The following is a 10,933-nucleotide window of genomic DNA, read 5'->3' on the forward strand; positions in this document are numbered from 1 at the left end:
AACGATGAGGAGGGAAGTGGCGACGAGAGAGTACTGTCGCTGGTAAAACCACACCTTGCCATGGGCCAGGCGGGCGGAATGCGCGCGTCTTGCCTAAGGCCGATCGCCGATGGTCAATCGACTACTGTCACTGGAACAAGCACCCACGAGTCACTCCATATCATTGATAACGGGGACAGTCTAGCCAGCGGGGCAGCTTTGGTCAACTGAAGCTCTCTTCAGGAAGCCGCCGCGTCGTCCCCGCCAATGCGGGGACGGTGAAGGCGACCGGTAGTTCAGTGGGTGTGTGCCTTGCCGTCGTCGTCGGATTCGGCGTGCGCATGCTCGCCGCCGCCAAAGAAGCGCGCGGCGCGCTTGCCCAGGCTATCTAAATAGGTGTAGGCGACGGGCACCACCACCAGTGTCAATAGCGTCGAGGTGATCACGCCGCCGATGACGGCGCGGCCCATCGGCGCCTGCGATTCGCCGCCGTCGCCCATGCCGATGGCCATCGGCAGCATGCCGAAGACCATCGCCAGGGTCGTCATCAGGATGGGGCGCAAGCGCACTTGCCCCGCTTCCATCAGCGCCTCGAACTGGCCCAGCCCTTCGCGCTGGCGCTGGTTGGTGAAGTCGACCAGCAAAATCGCATTCTTGGTGACCAGGCCCATGAGCATGATGAAGCCGATCACGGAGAAGATGTTCAGGGTGCTGCCCGTGATCAGCAGGGCGGCCAGCACGCCGATCAGCGACAGCGGCAAGGACACCATGATGGCGATCGGCTGCAGGAAGCTGCCGAACTGCGATGCCAGCACCAGGTAGATGAAGATCACGGCGATCCCCAGCGCCATCATGGCGCCGCCCATGGTTTCGGCCATCTGCTGCGCATTGCCGGCCACGTCGAAGCGCACGCCCGGCGGCAGGTCGATGGACTTGATGGCTTTCTGCACGTCGGCGTCGACGTCGCCGGCAGGGCGGCCCTGCGTGCCCGCATAGATGGCGACCCGGCGCTGCAAGGCCTGGCGTTTCAGCACTTGCGGGCTCGATGACGGCACGAAGTCGACCACCTGGCGCAACGGAATCATGACGGGCTTGCCGTTCGCATCGAGTTTGCTCGACGCCAGCGACAGGTCGGCCAGGTCGGCCACTTTCTGACGGCCCGACTTGGGCAACTGCACGTTGACGTCGTAGTTTTGTCCGTCGGACGCCAGCCAGTGGCTGACCGTGTCGCCCGCAACAAAAGGACGCAAGGCATTGCCGATCTGCTGCACCGACAAACCCAGGTCGCTGGCCAGTTCGTTATTGATCTTCACGGTGGTCGATGGATTGGCGCCTTCCTGGCTGTATTCCATGTCGGCCAGGCCCTTGATGTTGCGCATCTTGTCCATCAGGGTATGTGCCACCGCATCGAGCTTGCCTTCATCCGTGCCCAGGATGGCGATGAAGATGGGGCGCTGTCCGACGGACAGGGTGATGCCGGCAATCGGCGCCAGGCGTTCGCGGATCAGCTTTTCCAGTTCCTGCTGCGAGCGGCGCTTGTGCGTCTTGATGTCCGTCAGCTTCAGGTTCACCTCGGCCGCGTTGCGCCCATCGGGCGTGCCGATATTGGCCACCAGGCTGTCGATTTCGGGAAATTCCTTCAGCGCCGTTTCGATCTGGCGCACCTTGGAATCCGTGTATTCAAGGCTGGAGCCGACGGGCGTCTTGAAGCGCAGGTTGACCCAGCCCTGGTCCGTTTCCGGGAACATCTCGCCGCCGATCATGGGCACGAGCATCAGGCTGCCCGCGAACAGGGCCAGGGCGGTAGCCAGGGTCGTCTTACGCCAGCGCAGGGCCACCTTCAACACCTTGCCGTACCAGACGTGCAGGCGGTCGATGCCTGTCTCGATCCAGGCCATGAAGCGGCCCAGCCACGGAGCGTACTTGAAGCGGTCCTTGACGGGGTCGCGCCAGACGGACGACAGCATGGGGTCGAGGGTAAAACTGACGAACAGCGATACCAGCACGGCGACGGCCACGGTGATGCCGAATTGCAGGAAGAAGCGGCCGATGATGCCGTCCATGAAGGCGACGGGCACGAACACGGCGACGATGGCGAACGTGGTGGCCATCACGGCCAGGCCGATTTCATTGGTGCCGTCGTTGGCCGCCTTGTAGTGGTTCTTGCCCATGCCCAGGTGGCGCACGATGTTTTCGCGCACGACGATGGCGTCATCGATCAACAGGCCAATGCACAGCGACAGCGCCATCAGGGTCAAAAAATTCAGGGTAAAGCCGAAGGCCTTCATGGCGATGAAGCTGGCCAGCACGGAGATCGGCAGTGTCAGTCCCGTGATGATGGTCGAGCGCCACGAGTGCAGGAACAGGAAGACGATCACCATGGTCAGCACGGCGCCTTCGATGATGGTGCGCTTGACGTTATTGAGCTGGCTTTGCACGCGTTCCGATTCGTCATCCAGCACGCGCAGCTTGATATCGGGCGGCAGCGTCTTTTGCAGGTCCGCCGCCACTTTCAGGATGCCGGTGCCCACTTCGACCACGTTGGCGTCCTGCACTTTAGTGATTTCCATCGTCACGGCTTGCTGGCCGTTCATGCGCGAGATCGACAGTTCTTCCTGCTCACCGTCGACGACGGTGGCCACCTGGTCCAGGTAGACGGGGCCGATGGCGCGGCGCGCGACGATGATCTTGCCGAATTCGCGCGCATCCTTGATCTTGCCTTCCACGCGCACCAGTTGTTCGGCCGCGCCATGGCTGATCGAGCCGGCCGGCAAATTGGTGTTCGTGGCCTGGATGGCGCGAATCACTTCATCGACGCCGATGCCCTGGGCATTGAGTTCGATCGGCTTCATGCTGATGAGGATCTGGCGCGCGCGCAGGCCGCGCAGCTTGACTTGCCCCACGCCGGCCACGCCCTGGAAGCGCTTGCTGATGATTTGCTCCGTCATGGTCGACAGCGAGCGCAGGTCATGTCCGGTGGAGGTCAGCACGATGGTGGCGATGGGGCGTTCGTTGTCGCCCTCGGCGCGCGCGATGAACGGGTCCTTGGCTTCCTTAGGGAAGCGGGGGCGCACCAGGGCCACCTTGTCGCGCAAGTCCTGCATGGCCTTGTCCATATTCGTCGACAGCTCGAATTCCAGGTAGACGCCGGCCCGTCCTTCCCACGAGTTGGCGCGGATGGTCTTGATGCCGCTGACGGTGTTGACGGCGTCCTCGATGGGGCGCGTGATATCGTTTTCCACGGCTTCGGGCGAGGCGCCCGGGTAGTTCACTTCAATGGCGGCGAACGGGAACTGCACGCTGGGCATGCTTTCCACGCCCAGACCCCGGTAGGAGAAGATGCCCAGCACCACCAGCGCCACCATGACCATGGTGGCGAAGACGGGGTTTTGAATACTGACTTTGGTCATCCACATGGCTTAATCCTTCCGTGCCAGCACGGCTGCCGGCGCGGCGGGCACGCCTGGCTGTGCGGCGAAGGTCACGCTGTGGCCCGGCTTGACGCCATCGAGCTTGGCGATGATGACTTTCGCGCCCGGCACCAGGCCCGATGTGACTTCCGCATAGCCTTCATCCTCGTTGCGCAAGCCCAAAGTGACGGGCTGGGCGACGACCTTGTTGTTCACCAGCGCATACACGACGGGCCCCTGCTTTTCATTGCGCACGGCCGTCAGGGGCACCAGCGGCGCCACGCTTGATCGCTCGGTGACGATGCTGCCCTTGGCGAACATGCCGCCGCGCAGCGCGCCATCGCCATTGTCGACGGCGATGTAGACGAGCATGGCGCGCGAGCCGCTCTCGGTGGTGGGGTTGATGCGCGTGACCTTGCCGGCGAAGTCGCGCGCGCCGAAGCCGTCGACCTTGAAGTGCACGTCCTGGCCCAGCTTGATGCGGGGGATTTCCGCGCTGGGCACGGGTGCTTCCAGGGTCAGCTGCGCCAGGTTGACGATGGTGTAGACGGGCATGTCGGGCGAGACTTTTTCGCCAGCCTGCAGGTGGCGCTTGCTGACGATGCCGGCCATCGGCGCGCGGATCACCGTGTCGGCCAGCGCGATGCGGGCGATGTCGACCATCGCGGCGGCGGACTTGACGTTGGCGCGCGCCAGGTCGACGGAGTTCTGCGTCGTGTCGTAGGCCGTTTGCGAAATGTATTTTTGCTTGAGCAAGGCCTGGCTGTTCGCTTCATTCTTGCCGGCCATCGACAATCGCGCCTGCGCTTCGTCGAGCATGGCTTGCTGCTGCGTCAGGCGGGCGCGCAGGTCGGCCGCGTCCAGGCGCACGAGGATTTGCCCATTGGCCACTTGCTGGCCTTCCTGCAAGGTGGTTGCCTCGATCACGCCGGAAACCTTGGCCTTGATGGTGGCCTGGGTCACGGGCGCCAGCGAACCGGACAGGGGCAGGCTGATGGACAGCGCGCGCGCGGCGATGGCGGCCACGTCGCCCTGCGCCAGTTCGTGCACAGGCGTCTTGGCCTGCTCCTTCTTCTTGCTCGCTTGCAGTTCGGCAGCCTTGGCGGCTTGCTGCTTCGATTGCATCACCATCCAGCCGCCGCCGGCCAGGCCCAGCACGACCAGGATCAGCACGGGGGTGCGCCAGCGCCGGCGGCGCGTGGCTGCAAGGGGGGAGGCGGGGGGCAGGGTCTCGTTTTTCATAGGTATTCTTGGTCAGGAGCGGCGCAGGGGTTCGGCGCCAGGTCTCGGTGCGGACCCGGCCTGTCTCTGGCCGGGGGAATTCGGGTAGCGCATCACCGTGGCGGCCGCAGACAACACGCCTGCCGCTGCGGCCGTTCACGGCGATGCGCATGTTGCCACTTTAGGAAGATTCAAGTCCGGCCGCCATCGCCGTGCGACAGATTGCACAAAATCGGGGCTGGAATGCAAAAAACGGCGACCGAAGACAGTGCCGGCATCGAGGCCGTGCACGTCACGATGCTTGCGCATCCTCAAGAAGCCGATTCGCCGGCGCGCAAGAATGGGTGGGATGGTTGCGCTACCGGACAGGCCATACGCCTGCCGGTTGCCGTGCGGCCGCGCCACGGGGGGCTGATGTCTGATCGGATTGCCGGAGCCGCCCCGTCGCCGGGCCGTTTGCTGGCTGCTGCCGAACCGCAGGCGGGAGCGGCCGTCAAGGCGCTGGACTTGCTGTCCATCATCGTTGCCGCCGTCGAGCAGGCACCGGGCCTGGCCGTGCGCGGCATCGACCGCGATGGCATCGTGCGCTACTGGAGTCTTGGTGCGGCGCGCCTGTATGGCGTGACGGCCGAGCTGGCGCTGGGCCAGCCGTGGGCCAGGGTGGCCGCCGCGCTGCCGGATGCCGCCACTGTGGCCGGGGAGCTTGCCGGCGAATTGGCGGCCGTGTGGGACAGCGGCAAGGCGCGCAGCACGCGCCTGTGGAAGCTGGGTGCCGACGGGGCCGCACCGCGCTGCATCTGTTCCACCGTGTTTCCTGTCATACAGTCCGGAAGAGTGCGGCAAGTGGTCTGCATCGATGTCGACATCACGGCCAGCGGCCAGGATGGCGCCGCGCAGGGCGCCTTGTTGCTGATGGGCGACAATTTCCGCCAGTTGTACGAGAAATCCGCCGATGCCATCCTGCTGCTGCGCGACGAGCATATCGCCGACGCGAATCCCGCCGCTATTGCTCTGTTTCAATGCGAAGACCGACAACGGCTGCTGGGACGCCGCCTCAGCGACTTTTCGCCCTTGCGCCAGCCCGATGGCGCATTGTCCTCGTTGCACGGCACGCAGCTGGCGGCGCAAGCCCACGCGGACGGCAACTGCCGCTATGACTGGCGCTATCAGACGTGCACGGGCGAACTGTTCTGGGGCGAAGTGCTGCTCACTTCCGTCACGCTCGACCATACCTATCTGTTTTATGCCGTGATCCGTGATATTTCCTCGCGTAAACTGGCTGAGCGGGCTCTGTACCTGTCGGCACAGGTGGTCGAGCATGCGCGCGAGGCCATCGTCGTGCTGGACCCGCAGCAGCGGGTCGTCAGCATGAATCCCGCGTATAGCGAGATCAGCGGCTACAGCCTGGACGACATGCTGGGCAAACCCTTCGTCCAGCACGGCGTGGAGCCGGACGCGCCGGCGTTTTTCGACCACGTATGGGACGAGGTCGAGGCCAACGGTTATTGGCAAGGCGATATCGTCGGCCAGCGCAAGGCGGGGGGGCGCTACCCGGCCTGGCTGTCGCTGACGGCCATCCGCGACCCGCAGGGGCAATTGAGCAATTACCTGGCCATCCTCAGCGATATCAGCGAGCGCAAGAAAAACGAGGAGCACACGCGCCACCTGGCCGAGCACGATTTCCTCACGGACCTGCCGAACCGGGTGCTGCTGCTGGACCGCCTGTCGCTGGCCTTGGCGGCCGCGCGGCGCAAGCTGAGCATGCTGGCCATCCTGTACCTGGACCTCGACCATTTCAAGCACATCAACGACAGCATGGGCCACCACGTGGGCGATTTGCTGCTCAAGGAAGTGGCGCGGCGCCTGGTGCGCTGCGTGCGCGGCGTCGACACGGTCAGCCGCCATGGCGGCGACGAGTTCGTCATCATCCTGGCCGAGGTGGGCGGCATCGACCAGGTGGCCCATGTGGCGTTCAGCCTGCTGCATGCCGTCACGCAGCCCTATCAATTGGGCGAATACGAATTGCATGTGTCCACCTCGATCGGCGTGGCCATCTTTCCCAGCGATGGCGACAACATCGATAGCCTCGTGCACAACGCCGACATCGCCATGTACCACGCGAAGGAAAGCGGGCGCAACAATTTCCAGTTTTTCAATGCGGAGATGAATGCGCAAATCGTCGAGCGGGCCAGCCTGGAGCAGGGCTTGCGCGAAGCGCTGGGCAAGGATGAATTCGTGCTGGAATTCCAGCCCGCGCTCGATGTCGCCAGCGGGCAGATCCTCGGCGCCGAAGCGCTGTTGCGCTGGCGCCACCCGCAACTGGGCGTGCTGCCGCCCGAGCGCTTCATCGCCGTGGCCGAGGAATGCGGCTTGATGGTGTCGATTGGCAATTGGGTGCTGCGCCACGCCTGCCTGCGCGCGCGCGCCTGGCACGATGCGGGCCATGCCTGGCGCGTGGCCGTGAACCTGTCGCCGGCGCAATGTCTGCACAATAATTTATTGCTCAGCGTACAAGAGGCGCTGGCCGTGTCGGGTTTGCCCGCCGCCTGCCTGGAACTGGAAGTGACGGAATCCTTGCTGATGAAGGGGGGCGCGCGCCTGGCCGGCGTGCTGGCGCAACTGCGCGCGCTGGGCGCCAGGCTGGCCATCGACGACTTCGGCACCGGCTATTCGCGCCTGGCCAATCTGCGCCATTACCCGGTGGATAAACTCAAGATCGACCCATCGTTCCTGCCCGCGGCCGCGGACGGCGCGGTCGGCGAGTCCGACACGGCCGTGGCCGCCACCATCATCGCCATGGCGCGCGAGCTGCAATTGACGGTGATCGCCGAAGGCGTGGAAACGGCGCAGCAGCTCGCGTATCTGCGGGGACAGGGCTGCCAGCAATACCAGGGGCGCTATGCCAGCGCGCAAGTGGAGGGCAGCGCGCTGGCGAAGTTGCTGCATTAGTGACTGAGTTAGTTAATGTTTCCCAGCAGCCTGATGCGCGCCAGCACCTGGCCATGGTCGGACGCATATGGCAAGCACAGCAGCAAATGGTCGTTGAGATAAGTCACTTCCTGCAGCACGCCGATGGCGCGCGGCGAGGCGTGATGAAAATGCTCGGACACGAGGATGTGGTCGATCGTCATGTAGGCACTGTCGTGGATATTCGTGTAGCCCACGTGGCGCAGCGCGTCCTGGCGTTGCTGGATGGCGTTGGCGTCGTACAGGCGCGCGCGCATTTCCATGCCTGGTTCGCACGGCGCGCCCGCGCCCATGACGATGGCCGTGGTGACGGCATTGGCGATGTCGTTGAAGTCGCCCAGCACGATGCGGGGACGGCCGCTGTGGCCCAGTTCGCTTGCCAGCATGCGCAGGGCCACGGCTTCCGCGCCGCGTCGCTGCAGCGAGCGCAGGTTGGCCAGCGCGTAGGCGGCCGCATCGTTGCCGTCGCCATGGCGGTAGTCGGGGCGGCGCGATTTCAAATGCACCACCACCACATCCGTGAGTTGTCCACCAGGCAAGATAACCTGGACATGCAGCGGTGCGCGGGCGAAGCGGCAGGGATTGTCCTCGGCAGGCACGCTCACGCCGGTGGGGAAATCCGCCCAGGCAACACCGGCGCCGGCCAGCGGCAGGCGTGAGACGAGCGCCACCGTGGGCAGCATGCGTCCGGCGGCATCGATCGCATCGTAGCCGGCCAGGGTGGCTGCGCGGTAATGGCGCGTGCGCGACAGCACGTCGCGCAGGGCCGCTTGCGAGAAAATTTCCTGGAAACCGATCACGTCGGCGTCGAGCAGGTCGATTTGCCGCGCCGTCCATTCCGCCTTGGCTTCGTATTGCGCCGGGCTCAACGGTTCCAGGTTGTCATACAATTTCGCCCCGGCGGGGGCCAGATTGCAGACATTGAATGTGGCAAAGCGGATTTCTTCCTGCATAATTAGCACTCCTCACTGAACGATCAGCGTATCACGCATGGCTAAAAAAGAGCATATTTCCGAAACCCAGGCGACGCAGTTGCTGCGCAAGCATCAAGTTTCCTTCGAAGAACACCCGTATCCGTATGAGGAGCATGGCGGCACCAGCGTTTCGGCGCGCGAGCTGAACGTGCCCGAGCATGCGGTGATCAAGACCCTGGTGATGCAGGACGAGGCGGCCAAGCCGATGATCGTGCTCATGCATGGCGATTGCAAGGTGTCGACCAAGAATTTGGCGCGTGGCATCGGCTGCAAGTCCGTCGAGCCGTGCAAGCCCGAAGTGGCGCAGCGTCATTCCGGCTACATGATCGGTGGCACCTCGCCGTTCGGCACGAAGAAGGCCATGCCCGTGTACGTCGAGCAATCGATCCTGGAATTGCCGCGTATCTACATCAATGGCGGGCGGCGCGGTTTCCTCGTCTCGCTGGCGCCGCAGGTGCTTGTTGATTTGTTGCAAGCCAAGCCGGTGCAGTGCGCCCTGCAGGATTAAGAAAACTGGATGCCGCCCTGTCCGTTGACTGGGCGCTGGTGTATATTCTGCTGCGCCAGCCTCGATGCTGGTGTAATAAACACAATAAAGGGAAGAAATGAATCCAGTAATCACAACCGTGGCAATGACAGTGGCCGCTTACTTGCTCGGCTCGATATCGTTTGCCGTGGTGATGAGCAAGGTCTACGGCATTGCCGATCCGCGCACCTATGGCTCGAAAAATCCGGGCGCGACCAACGTGCTGCGCAGCGGCAACAAGGGCGCCGCCATCATGACCCTGCTGGGCGATGGCGCCAAGGGCTGGCTGGCCGTGTTCCTGGCCGACCATTTTTCCACCGCGCTCGGTGTGGGCGACACGGCCGTGGCCCTGGTGGCCATCGCCGTTTTCCTTGGCCATTTGTGGCCCGTGTTCTTCCGCTTCGTCGGCGGCAAGGGCGTGGCCACGGCCCTCGGTGTGCTGCTGGGCATCAATCCCTGGCTGGGCCTGGCGACCCTGGCCACCTGGCTGATCATTGCCTACGCGTTTCGCTACTCCTCGCTGGCAGCCCTGGTGGCGGCCCTGTTCGCGCCGTTTTACTATGGCTTGCTGTTCGGCGTCGATCCCATCTTGCTGTCTGTGATTGTCATGAGCGTGCTGCTGGCTTACCGCCATAGCCAGAACATCGCGAACTTGCTCTCTGGCAAGGAAAGCAAGATCGGCGGCAAGAAGGATGCGGCCAAGGCCGCTGGCAAGAAGAAGTAAGCGCTTGATTTCCCGCGCGCCGCACGCATATGCTGTGCTTGCGGCGCCGCGCGGTGCGGCCGCCCCCGACTCGCGCAAAGGCTGCCCACCATGACTGTTTCCACCACCTCCGCCACACCCGTCCCCGTCCGTATCGATTTCGTCTCCGACGTTTCCTGCCCCTGGTGCGTGGTCGGCCTGAAATCGCTGGAGCAGGCGCTGGACAAGCTGCAAGACACCGTCCAGGCCGATATTCACTTCCAGCCCTTCGAACTGAACGCCAACATGCCGCCCGAAGGCGAGGATATCGGCGAACACATCGCCCGCAAATACGGCTCCACCCCGGAACAGATGGCGCAGTCGCGCGAAGCGATCCGCGCGCGCGGCGAGCAGCTGGGCTTTACCTTTGCCATGGACAAGCGCGGCCGCATCTACAACACGTTTGACGCGCACCGTCTGCTGCACTGGGCCGCTCTGGAAGGGCGCCAGAAAGAACTCAAGATGGCGCTGTTCGATGCCTACTTCACTCAGGGACAGGATCCGTCTTCGCACGAAGTGCTGCTGGCCGTGGCCGGCAAGGTGGGTCTGGACGCCGTCAAAGCGGCCGCCGTGCTGGCCTCGAACGCTTATGCGGACGAGGTGCGCGCGCAGGAACAGTTCTACCAGCAGAATGGCATCAACTCGGTGCCCGCCGTCATCATCAACGAGCGCCACCTGATTTCCGGCGGCCAACCACCGGAAGTGTTCGAGCAAGCCTTGCGCCAGATCATCGCCGGCGCTTGAGCAGGGCGCCAATGGCGCGCGCCATGGCGGACTTTTTGCGCTACACTCGGCGCAGGAGGAGGATAGTCAAATGCCAACAGCCAGCTGGAATGGCGCCGTCATCGCGCAAGCGACCGATGCGCAGGTGCAAGTCGTTGAAAACAATGTATATTTTCCTTTGTCAAAGGTGACGCAGGACTACCTGCGTCCCAGCAGCCATACGAGCATCTGCCCTTGGAAGGGCACGGCCAGCTATTACGACGTCGTTGTCGATGGCGCCGTCAATGCCAACGCGGCATGGTATTACCCTGAGCCCAAGGACGCCGCCAGGCAAATTGCCGGCCACGTCGCCTTCTGGCGCGGCGTGAGCGTCGAGCGCTGACCTGACTCC

Annotated in this window: 8 protein-coding genes; 5 read left to right on the plus strand and 3 right to left on the minus strand. The window is 63.9% G+C overall.

Features of this window, described 5'->3' with window-relative positions:
• Positions 1 to 275: 275 nt before the first annotated feature.
• Together CSQ93_RS02870 and CSQ93_RS02875 are read right to left on the minus strand one after the other, a co-directional pair.
• Positions 276 to 3,395, minus strand: coding sequence for an efflux RND transporter permease subunit (locus CSQ93_RS02870; protein WP_099376625.1), 3,120 nt, complete (start codon positions 3,393 to 3,395; stop codon positions 276 to 278).
• Between the two features lie 3 nt (positions 3,396 to 3,398).
• Positions 3,399 to 4,631, minus strand: coding sequence for an efflux RND transporter periplasmic adaptor subunit (locus tag CSQ93_RS02875; protein WP_099376626.1), 1,233 nt, complete (start codon positions 4,629 to 4,631; stop codon positions 3,399 to 3,401).
• 393 nt (positions 4,632 to 5,024) lie between these two features.
• Between CSQ93_RS02875 and CSQ93_RS02880 the strand changes: the two genes are divergently transcribed.
• Positions 5,025 to 7,559 carry a sensor domain-containing protein gene (locus CSQ93_RS02880; RefSeq protein WP_099376705.1) on the plus strand — a complete coding sequence of 845 codons (2,535 nt, stop codon included), beginning with the start codon at positions 5,025 to 5,027 and terminating at the stop codon, positions 7,557 to 7,559.
• 8 nt (positions 7,560 to 7,567) lie between these two features.
• Here the strand turns inward: CSQ93_RS02880 and CSQ93_RS02885 are convergent, their stop codons facing one another.
• Positions 7,568 to 8,530: an endonuclease/exonuclease/phosphatase family protein gene (locus tag CSQ93_RS02885; RefSeq protein WP_099376627.1), complete on the minus strand. Its 963-nt coding sequence runs from the start codon at positions 8,528 to 8,530 to the stop codon at positions 7,568 to 7,570.
• A 37-nt stretch (positions 8,531 to 8,567) separates the two neighbouring features.
• Here CSQ93_RS02885 and ybaK point away from each other — a divergent pair, with 37 nt between their 5' ends.
• The 4 genes from ybaK to CSQ93_RS02905 all read left to right on the plus strand — a co-directional run bounded on the left by ybaK (position 8,568) and on the right by CSQ93_RS02905 (position 10,924).
• Positions 8,568 to 9,059, plus strand: a complete 492-nt coding sequence (gene ybaK / locus CSQ93_RS02890) for a Cys-tRNA(Pro) deacylase (protein ID WP_099376628.1) — start codon at positions 8,568 to 8,570, stop codon at positions 9,057 to 9,059.
• A 97-nt stretch (positions 9,060 to 9,156) separates the two neighbouring features.
• Positions 9,157 to 9,801, plus strand: a complete 645-nt coding sequence (plsY, locus tag CSQ93_RS02895; protein WP_233516007.1) for a glycerol-3-phosphate 1-O-acyltransferase PlsY — start codon at positions 9,157 to 9,159, stop codon at positions 9,799 to 9,801.
• A 90-nt stretch (positions 9,802 to 9,891) separates the two neighbouring features.
• The gene (locus CSQ93_RS02900; RefSeq protein WP_099376630.1) at positions 9,892 to 10,563 is read left to right on the plus strand and encodes a DsbA family oxidoreductase; all 672 of its coding nucleotides are present in this window, start codon (positions 9,892 to 9,894) and stop codon (positions 10,561 to 10,563) included.
• 70 nt (positions 10,564 to 10,633) lie between these two features.
• On the plus strand, positions 10,634 to 10,924 hold the full coding sequence (locus tag CSQ93_RS02905; protein ID WP_099376631.1) for a DUF427 domain-containing protein: 291 nt from the start codon (positions 10,634 to 10,636) through the stop codon (positions 10,922 to 10,924).
• Positions 10,925 to 10,933: the final 9 nt, after the last annotated feature.

It is taken from the genome of Janthinobacterium sp. BJB426, assembly GCF_002735705.1.
GTDB lineage: Bacteria > Pseudomonadota > Gammaproteobacteria > Burkholderiales > Burkholderiaceae_D > Janthinobacterium.

Coding starts and splice junctions, on each gene's coding strand:
- CSQ93_RS02870 (WP_099376625.1), bottom strand. CDS start 3,395: ATGTGGATGACCAAAGTCAGTATTCAAAACCCCGTCTTCGCCACCATG.
- CSQ93_RS02875 (WP_099376626.1), bottom strand. CDS start 4,631: ATGAAAAACGAGACCCTGCCCCCCGCCTCCCCCCTTGCAGCCACGCGC.
- CSQ93_RS02880 (WP_099376705.1), top strand. CDS start 5,025: ATGTCTGATCGGATTGCCGGAGCCGCCCCGTCGCCGGGCCGTTTGCTG.
- CSQ93_RS02885 (WP_099376627.1), bottom strand. CDS start 8,530: ATGCAGGAAGAAATCCGCTTTGCCACATTCAATGTCTGCAATCTGGCC.
- ybaK (WP_099376628.1), top strand. CDS start 8,568: ATGGCTAAAAAAGAGCATATTTCCGAAACCCAGGCGACGCAGTTGCTG.
- plsY (WP_233516007.1), top strand. CDS start 9,157: ATGAATCCAGTAATCACAACCGTGGCAATGACAGTGGCCGCTTACTTG.
- CSQ93_RS02900 (WP_099376630.1), top strand. CDS start 9,892: ATGACTGTTTCCACCACCTCCGCCACACCCGTCCCCGTCCGTATCGAT.
- CSQ93_RS02905 (WP_099376631.1), top strand. CDS start 10,634: ATGCCAACAGCCAGCTGGAATGGCGCCGTCATCGCGCAAGCGACCGAT.